The sequence below is a fragment of the Pedobacter sp. CG_S7 genome, from assembly GCF_040544395.1.
Taxonomy (GTDB): Bacteria; Bacteroidota; Bacteroidia; order Sphingobacteriales; family Sphingobacteriaceae; genus Pedobacter.
Genome location: NZ_JBEONS010000031.1, coordinates 18576 through 35193, shown reverse-complemented (window position 1 = coordinate 35193; position 16618 = coordinate 18576). Strand labels below are relative to the sequence as shown.

The 16618-nt window shown below is 37.9% G+C and carries 13 protein-coding genes; 3 read left to right on the top strand and 10 right to left on the bottom strand.

Translation table 11 applies throughout. The features are described from left to right. Positions 1-200 precede the first annotated feature (200 nt). The 8 genes from AAKU52_RS14090 to AAKU52_RS14055 all read right to left on the bottom strand — a co-directional run bounded on the left by AAKU52_RS14090 (position 201) and on the right by AAKU52_RS14055 (position 12575). Complete coding sequence (locus AAKU52_RS14090) at positions 201-485, bottom strand: hypothetical protein (RefSeq protein ID WP_354334606.1); 285 nt, start codon at positions 483-485, stop codon at positions 201-203. Further along, a complete protein-coding gene (locus AAKU52_RS14085) occupies positions 467-3469 on the bottom strand; it encodes a type I restriction endonuclease subunit R (RefSeq protein ID WP_354334604.1) in 3003 nt (1000 codons plus the stop codon). Before AAKU52_RS14085 ends, AAKU52_RS14090 begins: the two co-directional genes overlap by 19 nt. Then, positions 3466-4737: a restriction endonuclease subunit S gene (locus AAKU52_RS14080; protein ID WP_354334602.1), complete on the bottom strand. Its 1272-nt coding sequence runs from the start codon at positions 4735-4737 to the stop codon at positions 3466-3468. Before AAKU52_RS14080 ends, AAKU52_RS14085 begins: the two co-directional genes overlap by 4 nt. Before the next feature lies 1 nt (position 4738). Beyond that, on the bottom strand, positions 4739-6328 hold the full coding sequence (locus AAKU52_RS14075; RefSeq protein WP_354334600.1) for a type I restriction-modification system subunit M: 1590 nt from the start codon (positions 6326-6328) through the stop codon (positions 4739-4741). Positions 6329-6706: 378 nt separating this feature from the next. Then, on the bottom strand, positions 6707-6901 hold the full coding sequence (rhuM, locus tag AAKU52_RS14070) for a RhuM family protein (protein WP_354334598.1): 195 nt from the start codon (positions 6899-6901) through the stop codon (positions 6707-6709). A 342-nt stretch (positions 6902-7243) separates the two neighbouring features. Continuing rightward, on the bottom strand, positions 7244-8530 hold the full coding sequence (locus AAKU52_RS14065; protein ID WP_354334596.1) for a dihydrolipoamide acetyltransferase family protein: 1287 nt from the start codon (positions 8528-8530) through the stop codon (positions 7244-7246). Positions 8531-8648: 118 nt separating this feature from the next. Further along, entirely contained in the window at positions 8649-9902 is a 1254-nt protein-coding gene (locus AAKU52_RS14060; RefSeq protein WP_354334594.1) for a competence/damage-inducible protein A, read from the bottom strand. Between the two features lie 9 nt (positions 9903-9911). After that, positions 9912-12575, bottom strand: coding sequence for a putative LPS assembly protein LptD (locus AAKU52_RS14055; RefSeq protein ID WP_354334591.1), 2664 nt, complete (start codon positions 12573-12575; stop codon positions 9912-9914). Positions 12576-12630: 55 nt separating this feature from the next. Between AAKU52_RS14055 and AAKU52_RS14050 the strand changes: the two genes are divergently transcribed. The 3 genes from AAKU52_RS14050 to AAKU52_RS14040 are packed head-to-tail and all read left to right on the top strand — an operon-like array spanning position 12631 to position 15297. Next, a complete protein-coding gene (locus tag AAKU52_RS14050) occupies positions 12631-13509 on the top strand; it encodes an N-acetylmuramoyl-L-alanine amidase family protein (protein WP_354334589.1) in 879 nt (292 codons plus the stop codon). Positions 13510-13546: 37 nt separating this feature from the next. After that, the gene (locus AAKU52_RS14045; protein WP_354334587.1) at positions 13547-14332 is read left to right on the top strand and encodes an N-acetylmuramoyl-L-alanine amidase family protein; all 786 of its coding nucleotides are present in this window, start codon (positions 13547-13549) and stop codon (positions 14330-14332) included. Between the two features lie 11 nt (positions 14333-14343). Then, entirely contained in the window at positions 14344-15297 is a 954-nt protein-coding gene (locus AAKU52_RS14040) for an MlaD family protein (RefSeq protein WP_354334585.1), read from the top strand. A gap of 9 nt (positions 15298-15306) precedes the next feature. On the opposite strand, the gene AAKU52_RS14035 is transcribed toward AAKU52_RS14040, so the two are convergent. Both AAKU52_RS14035 and AAKU52_RS14030 read right to left on the bottom strand, forming a co-directional pair. Next, positions 15307-16221, bottom strand: coding sequence for a ribonuclease Z (locus tag AAKU52_RS14035; RefSeq protein ID WP_354334583.1), 915 nt, complete (start codon positions 16219-16221; stop codon positions 15307-15309). Next, the gene (locus tag AAKU52_RS14030; RefSeq protein ID WP_354334581.1) at positions 16221-16610 is read right to left on the bottom strand and encodes an STAS domain-containing protein; all 390 of its coding nucleotides are present in this window, start codon (positions 16608-16610) and stop codon (positions 16221-16223) included. The genes AAKU52_RS14035 and AAKU52_RS14030 overlap by 1 nt, the downstream gene beginning before the upstream one ends. Between the last annotated feature and the right edge of the window lie 8 nt (positions 16611-16618).

Here is a 16618-nt window from a genome sequence, read left to right as displayed (position 1 = left end):
ATTCGTTCCATTACCGATACATGTAAGAAAAATCAGCAGCAAATACTCAATGCCTTCTCAACTATTGCTAATTCATAGACAACCTGAGTCGTTACTATTTTAGATTATCTTTCAAATATTCAACAAGTTGACTTTCCAAAAAGCTATCCTTTCGTTGTAATTTATCTTTATTTAATATACCGGTGAACAACATACCCCATTTAGACAAGAATCATCCCTAAAAACTGATCGATTTGAATCCAAACCTTGGTCATAAAAGTTACCGGTATCTTTTCTCCATTCATTCGCTGGATACAGCAAAAAAGCATGATCAGCATGAAAATACAATCATTATAATTTCGATAGGCTTTTCGAGCATAACTATAAGCTTCATCGAAATTGTATCTTTCCTCCTGTGTAATAACGGGACTATATCTGGTAAGTAAAGTAGTCGTAGACTCTACTTCTGGCTCTGGAGTTTGGTCCCCTACCCCGTCATCGGCCAATCCTTATACTGGCCTTCTGCTTGCTCCAGCACTTCTTTCAATAGATTATCTAATTCGGAAAAAGGAACTTTCCCTTTCAATTCCTTTTTAACAGCTAAACGTATCGCAGAGCGGGCATCTTCTTTTTTTGTCCAATCTAATTGTAGGTTTTTCTTTACCAAAGCCACTACTTTATGTACCAAATCTTGAATAGGTCCGGATTGATTGATGATTTTTTCATTGGCTGAAAGCAAATCGTAAAAAGCAAGTTCATCCTCCGTTAAGCCCAATTGTTTGGTCCGGATGTCATCATTTTTAAACTCGGTGGCAATATCCAATAGATGTTTAATGGCAGCGATAGAATCGAGGCTGTTCTTGTGGTATTTGCTTAACACCTTTTCCAATTCTTCTTTTAAGCTGGTCATTCTGCGAATGTTTTTTACCATGCGCACTTTTAATTCATCATTGATAATACGTCGCAATAATTCGACTTTTATATTCTCGCCGCCTTTTTCTTTTACCATGGCCTGAAAACGATCATCGATAATGGAGATATCTATTTTATCTAGATCGTACATGGCCGCTAAATCCACAATCTTTTGCGATTCTATAGATTTACTAATTAAATCTTTGATGCGATCGTTTTTAATTCGTTGTGGACCGGGCGGCGTTTTAATTTTACGAATCACATCACGTATTTTTTGGATGATGGCAACTTCTTCTTGAATGACCCAAATACGCTTATCAGAATTTGTAATGGCCACTAACTCCGTGAGTTTTCTTTCTTCTAGTAAAAAAGCATCGGTCACTGGATCAGATTGGAGTAAATCATTGACTAAACTATTCGACCATTTCAATTTTTCGGTTTCCTTCATCTTGTTGAAGTCTTCCAAATCAAAATTGCCCATTAATTCTTTTACTTCTGCAAATTGTGCTAAGCACATTGCAACGGCAACATCCATATCAATGGTTGGTTTTCCTTCGCCACCGCTACCGGTATATTTCTTGGTTGCTTCGGCTAAAAAACCAGAAATACCTATGAAATCTACCACCAGCCCATTGGTTTTATCTTCAAAAACGCGGTTTACCCGAGCTATAGCCTGCATTAAGTTGTGGCCTTTCATAATCTTATCTACATACATGGTATGCGCACAGGGCGCATCAAAGCCTGTAAGCCACATGTCGCGTACAATCACTATTTTCAAAGGATCATCAGGCGTACGGAAACGTTTTTTAATGGCTTCCATATTTTCCTTTGTACGCACGTGGGTATTCCAGGCGGTAGGGTCTTTGCTAATATTGCTCGTCATGATCACTGCTATTTCTGGGCAACCTGGCAACGCGGTAAGCGCATCATACATTTTTACACAATTTCTCCTGCTCATACACACAATCATGGCTTTACCATCTAACGTTTGTATGCGGGCATTAAAATGTTCCAATATATCAGCTGCTACCCGTTCTACCCGCTCTGTTGCACCTGCCGCATCTTCTATGGCTGCCCAAACGATATGGTTGCTTTCTTCCTCGTCTTCATCTACCAAATCTAACTCATCGGCATATTTTGCATTGATGTTAAGCGGAACCATTTTTGGTTCGTAATAAATTGGTACAGTTGCACCGTCTTCTACTGCTTGTTTAATATCATAAGTATGAATCGTTTTACCGAAAACCAATTCCGTATCGGCACCTTTACCGTCAACAGGTGTTCCTGTGAAACCAATAAAGGAGGCATTGGGCAATGCAACTCTAATGTTCTGCGCAAAACCACCATCATTAAAACCATATTGTGTACGGTGCGCCTCATCGGCCATGATGATTAAATTATAGCGCTCAGAAAGTACAGGGTGTTCTTTCTCTTTACCGTCTTCTAAATCTTTTAAACGGAATTTTTCAATCGTAGTGAAAATCACGCCACCACCATCGTTGCTTAATAATTGACGTAGCTCATCTGTAGTATCGGCGTGTTGTACGTCGCCCACCAAATCTTTACAAAGCACAAAATTTTCATACAATTGTTGGTCTAAATCCGAACGATCTACTTGTATCACGATAGTTGGATTTTTCATTTCGGGCAATTGGCGCAAAATCCCCGTAAGTATGGCCATGGAAATACTTTTACCCGAGCCTTGGGTATGCCAAATTACCCCTAAGCGACCGTCGCCATGTGGTTTTATATTTTTTATTGCTGAGGCTACCGCTTCATGAACGCCCCAAAATTGGTGGTATTTAGCCGCTTTCTTTATGATTTTACCGTTGTGGTCTTCGTGAAAGATGAAATTTTGAAGGTAGCTGAGTAAGATATCCTTCGGAAATAATCCGTTAATTAAGGTTTCTAATTGTAGATCTTTATTGCTTTCGATGGTATCGCCAGTTAAACTTTTCCATGGGGCAAACCATTTGAGCGACGAATTATACATGCCATGTAAGGCTTCACGTCCGTCAGAAATGATGGTGAGCGCATTGTAATCCCACAACTGCGGGATGTCTAACAAATAATGCCCGATTTGACCGTGTGCATTATCTACGCCGACTTCTTGTGCAAACATATTCTTGAATTCGAAAACAATAATGGGCAAACCATTAATGAAAATCAACAAATCGGTACGGCGGGTATTTTTGCCTATTATGGTAACTTCATCTGCACAGATAAAGTTGTTTTTTTCTGGTGCGGCAAAATTAATGGGATAAATATGTTGTGCATATTCTTTGCCGTGGGCATCTTTCCAGGTAACTGAAACACCTTGTGTCATTTTACGATGAAAATCCCGGTTACGGTGGTTTGTATCCATGCCCAAATGTTGGGTAAAGGCAGCCATTGCCTCATTTATGGCAGTAGCCGGAACATTTGGATAAGTCTTAACTAGGAATGAACGCAAATCATCTTCTAGTACAACTTTTTTAAGATCTCGGGTTAATGCATTGCCTTCTTTATGGGTATAGCCCAAATCTTGCAACCACTCTATCGCCGCCTTTTGAACCGTTATTTCAATCATGTCTTTCATAGGGCTGCTGCTACCAATTGTTCAATATCTTTTACGCGGATTTCTCCGCTGATGAGTTTGGGTAGTAAGGTGTCGCGGAGGGTGGTGAGGGTTTGGTTTTCCTGGATATTACTATTTATTTGATTGAAAACATCTTTTGTTTCTCTTAAATAAGAATCGATGTCTTTTCCAATTAATACATCTAAATCTCTAAAATTTGATTTGCTTATCTCCTTAAATGTACTTCCGTTTGATTTCGATATGATGAGGTCTATATTTTGTTTCACCCAAAAATAAAGTTGATAAACACTGATTTTTTCATTTGGGAGCATAGTAATAAATCCCTGATTGGTACATGCAGGCTTTGTATTTATCGTTAATAAACCGATAGTAGCTCTACTTGACATTAATAAAGAATTTTCACGAAACATTCTCGCAGAGCTTTTCTGCAATCCTAATGAAGTGATTTTTTTTGCTGTGTCAATTGAAAATAGAGATTTCTCTCTTGTTAAGTCTGTTGGAGAATACCATAAAATTTCGCCGTTTTCCCAATATTCATTCTTGGCAGTACTTGGAGTTCCTCCCCCCAAGGTTTCAATTGAGGCTCCAATTTTTTTTACTTCCCAACCCTCAGGAATCATTCCCAACTCAGATTCTATAAAATTGCCGTTTTGAAAAGGGCCAAAATCAACAAACCAATGCTTGTACAAAGCCTTAGCCATTTCTTCTAAGGTTTTGTTCATTTGCAGGTTCAGCTCTATTTTCTCATCTAAAGCAGAAAGTATGGAAGCAATGGCTTTTTGTTCTTTGAGGTGTGGTAGATTAATTTCGCATTCATAAATTCTTTCGGGGGCAGTATGAGAAACAGTTGAGCCTGATTTTGTTGCAATTAATCTACTTCTATACTGATAAGTATTAAAATAATGAAAGAGGTAATCTGTAAAAACCAATTCTCGATTCTCTATAATCAAACCCAAACGCTGATTATGTAAATAGTTAAATTTAGTGTCCTTTATTTTTATTGGAGCTCCAAGTATATCACAAGATTGAGTCAGGTCAGTCATAGCAATCACTAAATCCCCCTCCTCAAGAATATAATCATTAGGATATTTACCATTATAAAACTTTTGCTTGCCCCAATTAAACTTTATTCCACCAGACATCTGAAAATTACCTGGTGTTAATAAAAGATTTTTATTCTCTTGAGTTGTAAAATTTTCACCTTTAAAAGCATATCCATGCTTCACTTTTAATATTTCGCCAAGCTTATATGTTTTCCACCCCTGCATCTTACAACTTATCAAAATTAGCCATAATCTGTTTTTTCAATACTTCGCTTTTTTCAAACTGTTGTAAAAGTGTGGCTTTTAAGGCTTCCATTTTATCTTCAAACAATATTCCATCATCCTCTTCAGCTTCAGTGCCAACGTAAATACCGGGCGTAAGTTTGTAATCTTGCTTTTGTACATCGGCAAGGGTAGCGGCCTTACTAAATCCATCTAGGTCAGCGTAGCTATTGCCAACGGTGCGCCAATTGTGGTAAGTTTCGGCTATTCGGTTTACATCGGCATCTGTAAAAATCCTTAGTTTACGGCTGGCCATGATGCCCATTTTCGAGGCATCCAAAAACAAGATTTCGTTATTCCGCTCACGGTGCGTACCATCTTTTCCGTCGCGATTTTTGCTTAAAATAAACAAGCAGGCCGGTATGCCGGTAGTTAAAAACAATTTATCGGGCAAACGCACAATGCAATCTATCATGCTGTTATCTACCATGTGCTGGCGTACGTTTTTCTCTCCTTTGGTATTGGAGGTCATGGCGCCGTTTGCCATTACAATACCAGCAGTACCAGTATTGCTGAGGTGGTGCCAAAAGGTTTGCATCCACATGTAATTGGCAGAACCATCTGTTGTGAACTCTTCTTTAGGGCCAAATAAACGTGGGTCGCCTTCGGGTAAATCTTCGGGGTGCCAGTTGCTCACGTTAAAAGGAGGATTGGCAATAATATAATCAGCTTTTAAAGCAGGGAATTTATCATCCAACAGGGAGTTTCCTAGTTTAATATCAAAAGATAAATCACGTAACAAAAGGTTCATTAAACACAAACGCAGGGTTTGAGCAGTCATCTCCTGTCCGTAAATAGAGATGTCGTTTTTATTACCACCGTGTTCTTTAATAAACTTTAAACTTTGCACAAACATACCGCCACTGCCACAAGCAGGGTCGAATATGCGGCCTTTGTAGGGTTCCAAAATCTCTACCAGTAAACGCACAATGCTGCCGGGTGTAAAAAATTGCCCTGCACCAGAACCTTCGGCCATAGCAAAACGTCCAATGTAAAACTCGTAAATACGACCCAAAATATCACTTTCAGGGTTTTCCTTTTCGGAGAATTTAGGGTGCGACAGCAAGTTGATAATTCCACTGGTTTGCTTTGCAGATAATTCTGAACGTACAAAAATACGAGGCAGCAAATTGTTTAATTGCGGGTTATGTTCTGTGAGTAAGTCTTGTATCACATCAAAGGCATCATCGATAATTACTTTAATGTCATCTTGCTCTGCATTGTCTTTAAGATATTTCCAGGATGCCTTTTTAGGAATAACAAATGTATTACGGGAGCGGTATTCGTCGCGATCTTCGAGTACATACTTTATTTCTTCCTTGTCAGTAGTGTAGTATTCTGATTTAGGCTCTTGCAGCAATTCGGTTATTTCATCCTGTACCAGGTCATAACGCTCGCTCAGGTGTTTTAAAAACACGAGGGGTAAAATATAATTTTTGTAATTATTCTCAGAAACGGCGCCTCTTAATTCATTAGCGGCATCCCAAAGTTCTTTTTCAAAGTCGATATCGGCTTTGGCTATAGTTTTTGACATTATATGGTATTGTGTTTTTGTTAATTTATTGCTTTTTTTAATTACTATTAAAAGCAAATGTTAGATGCCTAAAATACTGATTAAACCTCAAAAAAGTTTATTAAAATCACCTTACTATATAATTTACCGATATATACAATACATAAGCGACAGAATACCGCATAAATTTTTCCAACCTTTATTTGAATTTTACTTGAGCTCCTATATTTTTGATGTATTCAATGCTTAGTTTTAAAATGAAAGAACTATCCCCCACTGTTCTGCTGCAGCACTTTGTGCCTTACCCAGATAATAAAATGGATGCTTATCGGGTTAGCACTGACATCAATTCAACGGTGATTAAGGGAGTTTAATAATAAACCCGAATTAATATTACCCTTAAACAGCCAATAATGGATACATAAAGTAAAGCCTGACGATCGCCCACTGGCGGAACTTGGTTCCCTGCAAGCTCTTTACCCGATAACCTACAGAAATAATCACACCAAGATTGTAATAGATGCTTTCTACTTCTTGAGTTTTTTCTGCAATTGCACCATGAGCAGTGGTATGTCGGAATTTCCGACTTACCAATTCTATTCATAGTTCAATATCATTAGTTTGCCATTTTGAATATTCGATGAGCTATTTTCAAAAAAGACAGTAAATACGGTGCCATTTCGCTTATAATCGAGTTTACTTTGTGGGGTCGTTGAGAGGTCGTTGGTAGGTCGTTGCTAGGTCCTTAACGCAATCAAATGACCTCGCAAGGACCTGCCAAGGATCTCGTAAAAGTCTTTCAAGGATTTATCAAAATTAAAGACAGGCATAGCAGGTACCTTTAATTTCTACCGCTTAAAACAATAAAAAAATAAAGCAAAAAAAAAGGCCTGTTTCGTATTTTAACGAAACAGGCCTTTATCATGATATGAATTTTTATATTTCTCGGTCCATATCCCAGTTTTCGAGGTAATCGGCCACTCGTCTTACAAACGACCCGCCCAAAGAACCATCAACCACCCTATGGTCATAAGACAAGGATAGGAACATCATGTGCCTAATGGCTATTACATCTCCGAATTCTGTTTCCAATACAGCAGGCTTCTTCTTAATAGCCCCAACAGCTAAAATAGCCACCTGAGGCTGGTTAATAATAGGTGTACCCATAACATTACCAAAGGAGCCTACGTTGGTTAGTGTAAAGGTTCCATTTTGTGTTTCATCAGGCTTAAGCTTAGAAGTACGTGAACGATTGGCAAGGTCATTAACAGCTTTAGTTAAACCAATCAGGTTCAATTGATCTGCATTCTTAATAACGGGTACAATTAAGTTTCCACTAGGCAGGGCTGCTGCCATACCGATATTGATATCCCGCTTTTTGATGATCTGAGTTCCATTAACAGAAACGTTAATCATAGGAAAATCTTTTATGGCTTTGGTAACCGCCTCAATAAATATTGGCGTGAAGGTAATTTTCTCGTTCTCGCGTTGCTCAAAACTCTTTTTAACCTTCTCGCGCCATTTCACCATATTGGTTACATCGGCCTCCACAAAAGAAGTTACATGAGCTGCAGTTTGCTTGCTCATCACCATGTGGTCGGCAATAAGCTTACGCATCCGGTTCATTTCAATAATTTCATCACCGCCACTCACACTTACCAATGGAGCAGAAGTTATTTTAGCAGGGGACGATAAAACAGGTTGGTCATTGGCCTCAGCCTGTGCTGCCGGAGCTTTTTTATGTTGAATATAATGGAGTAAATCATCTTTTGTTAACCGGCCTTCAGCGCCACTACCCTCAATAGCATTCAGTTCATTTGGAGTAATATGCTCTTGGGCGGCAATATTTTTCACCAGAGGCGAATAAAATCTATCTGCGTTTGGAAGGGATTCTGGAGTTGCAGCTATTGCTGGTTCAACTGTTTCAGCGGGTAATTGTTCGATGAAAGGAACAGCTGCAGGAGCAGGTGTTGCTGCAGCTGCATCGGTTTCAATCAAAGCTATAACAGCCCCAACCTGTACAACATCATCTTCTTTAAATAAAATTTTAACCAGTTTACCTTCCACGGGTGATGGCACTTCTGAATCGACTTTATCGGTAGCTATTTCCAATAATGTATCATCCAGCTGTATCATATCTCCGGCTTGTTTAACCCATTTGATAATGGTTGCTTCTGCAACGCTCTCCCCCATTTTTGGTAACAGTAATTCGTATTGAGCCATATTGGTTTACAGTAAAATTAATATTGATATCGCTGCAAAAGTAAATCTTTTTAAACAGTAAATGCTATTCTTGTTGAGGCAAGGTATTATTTATTCTTAAAATTCGACATCCTACAGACTATTGTTTGGCTTCCATTAGCCTCACCTGATTTAAAATCATATTAAATCCAGCCGCAGCAGAACGGATTATATTTTGAGTTCTTTTATTTCCAAAAATAAAGACTTTGGCTGTCACCTGGTTTTTTGTAGCAACGGCAATCCAAACAGTGCCAACAGGTTTTTCTGGCGTTCCCCCATCAGGCCCTGCAATTCCACTTACTGCAACAGCCACATCAGTTTTGAAGTTTCTTATTGCACCTATAGCCATTTCTTTTACCGTTTCTTCACTTACGGCACCGTACTTTTCGAGTGTTTCAGGCTTAACCCCTAATACAGCTTCTTTTAAACCATAGGAATAAGTAACTGCCCCGCCATCAAAAACTTTAGAACTGCCAGAATGTTGCGTTATTAAATGGGCTATATATCCCCCGGTACAACTTTCGGCGGTTGAAAGTGTCAGTTTTTTGGCTTTCATCAAATTCAACAAAGCTTTTTCTATTGGAATATCCTCATCGATGACAACAAATTGCCTCACTTTTTCCATGAGTTTCATGGCATAGCTATCCACTTCAGTTTTTAACAACAACTCATTTTCCCCAGAAGAACTTAACCTTAACCTAACCAGACCAAGGTTTGGCAAATAAGCCAGCTTAATATGAGATGGAAGTAAATCCTCAATTTCTTCTAGCTCCTGTGCTAAATAAGATTCGCCAATATTGGCCGTAAGAATACTTTTATGGTAAATGAATGGAAGTTTAAATAATTTTTTTAAACGGGGTAATATTTCATCTTCAATCAAATACATCATCTCAAAAGGCACCCCCGGCAAGGAGACAAAAACAGTTCCTTTATCTTCAAACCACATACAAGGAGCTGTACCGTTCTTATTTTGTATTACGGTACAACCAACAGGCACATCGGCCTGTTTGCGGTTGATCTCTAGCATAGGTCTGCTCGTGCGAGAAAAAATAGCTTCCACATGTTTCAGCGTTTCTTCATCCCTTCTCATAGACATGTTGAAATAACGCGCCAGCGTATTTTTGGTAATATCGTCTTTTGTTGGACCGAGCCCACCTGTTAACAAAACAACTTTTGCATGTTTGCGTGCTGCATCCAGGGCTTCAATGATATGATCGGCATCATCAGATACCGAGGTAATTTGTTTTACTTTAATACCGTTGAGGTTAAATTGTTTGGCCATCCATGCAGAATTGGTATCTACAATCTGACCGATCAAAATCTCATCGCCAATAGTAATGATCTCTGCTAGCATATATTTTTATTAAAAATTAGAAGAATAACCTTGTTGCTTGCTCAATTTCAAATCTTGCAAAATAGAAGCTTTAACTTTTAAAGTAACCGAGTAACTTCTATAGGTACCAAAAGGAACCCATTGAAAACTCATGTCCCAACAATGTAAATCTCTATAAATGGAAAGGGAAGTTATAGAAAGGTTCTTTGTTTCAAAATTATAGCCAGAATTGAACTGCACTTTCCATTTAGGAGTGGCATTAAAATCTCCGTTAAAAGTTAAGCTATTTGTAGTCATGCCGTTTAAACCGTTTTCCGCAGTACTGTATTGAAAACTATAAGCAAAAGAGAGGTTCCATGGGATGTTGAAATCCACAAAGGCATTTGGATCACGACTGATTGCCGCTAACTGATTAGCCTGTTCTGGTGTGATACCTTTTTTAGCTGCACCATTTTCCAATTGATCTAGGTTTTCTGCACGCCTTTTAAATGAAGCAGGGTTAAAACTATAGTCAAATGAAAACCCGAAACCTGTTAAACGAGGTAATTTACCATTTTGCCAAGTATACCTGTCTACAAGTTTTTTTGTAATACCGTAAGAAGTTATCGTATCCTCAACAGCATAAGGATTCAGATTTCCATTAAAATTAATACCTATTTTCTCGGTAAACTGAGAGCGGCCACTAAAACTTAGGTTTGATAATTTATAAGCAGGCTTTAAGAAGTTGTAATTTCCATTGATATTTAAACCCTGAATAATTGGAATCTTTTTGGTTCCAGTTCCGGTGGTATCTTTTGGAGCCAAAACTTTCAACTCGACATCGTTAACTAAACCGAAATTTAACGCTGCCATTTGTCCTTCAGAAGGGCCAGCATATCGGGTTCCCTGAAAAATTGAATACCGTTTAGCGCGGTTATATTGGGGGTCGTTAACCGTTGTTCCATCCTGGTAGCGCAATTCTTGATAATAACCTTTACTAAGGGTTGAAAAATCCGGTTTATAACTGAAACCAATATTAGGAGTCATTACATGCCTAATGGCTTGTATTTTTCCTTCTTTCTTAAATTGTAGGGTATTGTAGATTTTAGTGGTCAAGTTGAGGGAAGCACTGTATTCGCCGGAGCGCTTAAAACCAGAAATGGTATCATAGACAATAGAATCTGGCCTGTTCAAAACACGTAATTGCGTTTGTCGCAAGGTTTGAAAGTGCCACTGTTCATTATAAGCGGCACTCGTGGTGAAGTTAAAATATTTTGCCACGTTAAAAGGAAGAGAACCATTAAAGTTATGGTTAAAACCATTTTGGAATCTTTTCAGCCCACCCTTTGCAAACAACAGGTCTTCAGTTGTGCTAACGGTATTGGTTCCATCCATGCTGTAGCCTACGTTAAACTTTTGAAACCACTTTTGTTCACCAACTCTTTTTTTAGAATCAAAAGGGTTGATACTGCTCATACTTAAACTCACCTGTGGTAAGGTCAAACTGATGGTTTTAGTCTGTGTTTCCTGACTTGCACCTAAGTTAGAACTAAAATTAAAAATGCCTGAAGTTTTGGTATAACTGATACTTGAGCGCAAAACGTTATTAGATATGGCTCGGGGGTCATAAGTATTATTTGCGGCTGTGGTAGAATAATAAGAGGAAGTTCCCGCGTCTACTTGTGCACTAAAAGTAGAACCTGGCGAGGCATTGGGATTTTGACTATGGTTCCAGTTAATGTGGAAGTTTTTTTGTGGCTTATTTTGCACCGTACCCTCTACACCTAATTTTGTACTGGCATAGGTAAGGTTAATATTTCCACCATATTTATAGCGCTTTAAATAGTTTGCCGCACCTGAAGCTGTATAAGAGCCTCTGGTATAAATGGTTCCTAAAAGTTTAGCATCCCAAAAATCACTTAAGCCAAGATAATAACCACCATCACGTAAAAAGAAACCTTGGTTTGCATCTTCTCCAAAACTTGGAACAACTACACCTGAGGATTTCTTATTGGGCTTAGGAAAAAAAGCAAATGGTAAACCCAAAGGCAGAGGTATATCTTCAATTTCGAGGTATACCGGACCCGTAATTACCTGATTCTTGGTAACGATACCTTTAGTAATAAAAAAACCAAAGTGAGGGTGTGGAAGATTACAGGTACTATAGATGGTATTCTTAACATGAATTTCATCGTCAGGTTGTTTTTTACTTTGTCCGCCAGAGAAAAAACTACCTTCCTGTTCTGTAAAAGTATTAAACACGGTGCCTTTACCCGATTGGGTATTGTAAAAAAGGGAATCGGCTACAGAAGATCCTTGGCCCTCCATTTTAAATATGGGCTTTCCATAATACCTACCCTTAGTATCATGCGCTCCACGGGCAAAAACGGTATTTTTTTTTGAATCGTACCTGATGTATTCCGCATCCAATTCAAAGGACTGGTAGATTACCCTGGCCTTTCCGTATAAATGAATGATACTTTTATCTTTACTATATTTTGTAGAATCCTGCGCAGAATATTCTATTTTTGAATCTGATTGCTGTTGATTTTTCAGACTATTTGTGACGTTATTTTTTGTGGTGTCTAATTTGCTAGTATCAGTTTGCTGAGGCACCTGGAAGTTCTTAAAAGCAGAAAATGCAACAGCATTGTTACTCACAAATGAAAGTAAAACAATGGAATTAAATAAAATGATTTTGCGTAAATGTTTCAAATTGGTATGTGAATGTTATTTTTGCATTTATGTTAATCCAAAACGTTCAAAATTAATGAAAAATATACCATTGGTTAGACCAAATGTACTATTGATCGCAATTATTTCAATATTTATTATTATTTTCTCTAATTATCAGGCGTTTACGCAGAATTATAAAATAAAAACTATTGTTATTGATGCAGGCCACGGAGGCAAAGACGGATCCACCAGAGGTGAGTATTCAACGGAAAAAGCGGTTGCTTTAAAAACCGCCTTAAATCTTGGCAAGGCTATTGAAGTTAATATGCCAAATGTTAAAGTAGTTTATACAAGAACTGACGATATATTTGTTCCTTTGTATGACAGAATTGGCATTGCCAATAAGGTTAAAGCTGACCTTTTTATTTCTATACACTGTAATGACATGCCAGTTTATCGATCTACTGTGATTACTGGATATAGAAAGAAGAACGGCAAGAGAATTCCTATACGGCAAACTGTAAGCAGAAAAAGTACGTCAACAAGAGGTACTGAAACTTTTGTTTCTGGTATGGGCAGGATGAATGAGCAAGATGAAGTGATAAAAAGGGAAAATGAGGCCATCCTGTTAGAAGAAAACTATAAGGAAAACTATGAAGGCTTTGACCCTGCAAACCCTGAAAACTTCATCATCCTGTCGCTGATGAAAAATGCTTACAGAACACAAAGTCTTAAGCTAGCGAAAATGGTGCAGGATGAATACATCAATGCTGGAAGGGTAGACCGGGGTGTACAAGAAAAAAGTTTGGCGGTTTTAGCAAGGGCGGGCATGCCAGCAATTTTAACAGAGATAGGATTTATTAGCAATCCAACAGAAGAAGATTATATGAATTCACCAGAGGGGCAGTTGGAAATTATAAATGGCTTGCTAAAAGCCATACAACGCTATCAATTCGCGGTAGAAAATCATTAAAAAATATACCTGGGTTAGGTAAATAAATAAAAGAGTAATGTTAATGAAAACAAGTTTATTGTGTGTGTTAGGTGTGTTGATGTTAACTTTTTTTCACCCTGCTTTTGCGCAAAAGGGATATAAAGTAAAAACAATAGTTATTGATGCTGGTCACGGAGGAAGAAAACCAGGAGCGAGAGGAGCTTATTCATTAGAAAAAAATGTAGCACTTAAGGTTGCTTTAAAACTAGGCCAGAAATTTGAAGAAGATATGCCGGGAGTGAAAATCCTCTATACCAGAAAAACAGATATTGATGTTGATTTTTACAAAAGAGCGGCCATGGCAAATGACGCAAAGGCAGATCTTTTCATCTCTATACATTGCAATTCTATGCCTCCCGGAAATAGATCTGTAAAAGGCACTGAGACTTTTGTTGCTGGAATGCACCGAATAAATGAACAGGATGTTGCGATAAGGGAAAATGCTGATATTAAGTTAGAGAAAAACTACAAAAAAAATTATGATGGCTTCGATCCAAGTGATCCTGAAACATTTATTCTGCTATCTTTGTTCAAGAATAAATTCCGAGACAAAAGCATGCAACTTGCCAGTCTGATTCAAAACAATTATACTAAAGTAGACCGGCGGGTAAACAGAGGTATTAAAGAACAGGGGATTTTAATTCTGCAAAGGTGCGGAATGCCTGCCGTTTTAACAGAAATAGGCTTTCTAAGCAACCCGGAAGAAGAGCGATACATCAATTCGGCCGCCGGACAAAGTGAAATTGTGCAGTCCATTTTTAGAGCTGTAAAATCATATAAAGAGAAAAACGATACAAACTAAGTACAAAATACGTGAAAATAAAAAACGAAACGAAAGTTGGCATTCTGGCTGCCTTCTCTATAACGCTATTAATTATTGGCTATAATTTCCTTAAAGGCAATGCCATATTTTCAGATGAAACTGTCCTTTTTGCAAGGTATTCACGTGTTGATGGACTTGGCGTTTCTAAGCCTGTATTAATTAATGGTTATCAAATTGGCCGGGTAGATAAATTAAGTTTGCAGACTGACGGTTATATTGTGGCAACGTTAAAGATTAACGGGAAATATGATATTCCTACCAATAGCATTGCGCGATTAGAAAGCACCGATCTTTTAGGTAGCAAAGCAATCGTAATGGTATTAGGTAATGGAAAACAGTTTGCCAAAGATGGTGATACCTTAAATGCAAATGTGGAGAAGAATTTGTTGGAAGCAGTACAGCCCGTACAGAAAAAAGCTGAGGCTATCATCGATAAAATGGATTCTATTCTTACCAGTGTAAATACAATGATGAACCCTGATTTCCAAAAGAATGTTAACAAAAGCTTTTACAGCATTGCAGCTACTTTGGAATCACTTGAATCCACTTCTGTAAAAATTGACAACCTCGTTGGCACAGAGGGCAAGAGAATTTCTGCTATCCTTTCTAATGTAGAATCGATATCGAATAACCTGAATAACAACAACAAAAAAATCAATTCTATTTTAAACAATATTTCCGACGTTACAGACAAGGTGGCGGCAGCTAACTTTAAACAAACCATTGATAATGCCAACAAAGCGGTTGCAGATTTGCAGGGCGTGGTAAGCAAAGTGAATAGTGGAGATGGGACTTTAGGATTATTAATAAATGACAGAAAGATGTATGATAACCTCAACAGCGCATCAAAAAACTTGGATAACTTAATTATAGACTTAAAAGAGAATCCAAAACGTTATGTACACTTCTCGATCTTCGGAGGTGGGAAAAAGAAAGATAATTAAGGAGCACCCTTATGCGATCGTGTAAGTTACACCTTCCATCGCAAGCTGTGTATTTTTAAAGACTAAACGTGCTTCATCCAATAAGGGTTGAAGCACTTTGTATCTGGAAGAAAAATGGCCAATTAGCAAATGCTGTGCTCCTGATTCTAGTGCAACCTGAGCTGCCTGCAATGCTGTGCTATGGTGTGTAACATTTGCCCTGTCTAATAACTCATGCAAAAATGTAGCCTCATGGTATAACATAGTACAGTTTTTTAACTGTGCTAAATAACTTCCATCAGCTAAGGTATCTGAACAATAGCAGTATGATTTAGGCTCCTCTGCTTCGGTAGTGTAATTTTCGTTTAACAATACGCTTCCATTTGGAAGGTCTAAATTTAGTCCTCTTTTCAGCAATAGAAAATATTCAACAGGAATATTTTCAGCCTCCAACTTTTCAATGATCAGTTTACGTAACCTTCTTTTCTGTGTGAACTTATAACCGGTACAAGGAATTCTGTGGTTTAAAACAATTGTTTCTACAATGATATCGGAATTTTGAAAAATAACCCTTGATTCATCAGCGGTAACAGCCGTAAATTCAATAGGGTAACGCAGAATTGTTTCAGAATGCTTAAACTGAAGTTCCAGAATTTCTAGGAGTGCAGCGGGGCCGAATAATTGAATTGGTTTCAATCTACCATTTAAATGCAAACTTGAAAGCAGGCCAATTAAACCAAAATAATGATCTCCATGCAAATGGCTGATAAAAATATGATCAATTTTATTTCCCTTTATATTGTACTTTATAAATTGTTGCTGTGTTCCTTCTGCACAGTCAATTAAATAAAACTTCTCATTACAATTTAAAAGCTGTGCTGTAGGATTTCTATTATGCACAGGTGTCGCAGAGCTGTTTCCTAAAATGGTAACTTCGAATTTCATTAATTATCCTGATCAAAACTCCCTAATAACTCTTTTTCGATCTCGCCCATAAAAATCAGATCTGTGGCTTCATCAATTTTAGAAACAATATTCAAGGACTTATTTAAACTTGAAATCTCAAGCAATTTCGCAATTTCAGCAGTAGCACCTGTTACTACAAAAAGGCCGTTCGCTTTCTTGCATAACCTGTCGCCAATCAATAAGCTGCTTAAATCTTGTGAATCACTACAACCTTCCACTATTGATAAGTCTACAACGATATTACAAAAGCCCTCTGCGTTCAACATAATAAACTCAGACTTCAACTTAGGTGTGATATCATTGCTGAAACTTAATTCATTTAAGGTGATAACAACATATTTTTCATGTTTATCTATTGAAAACTTCATGCGCTTTA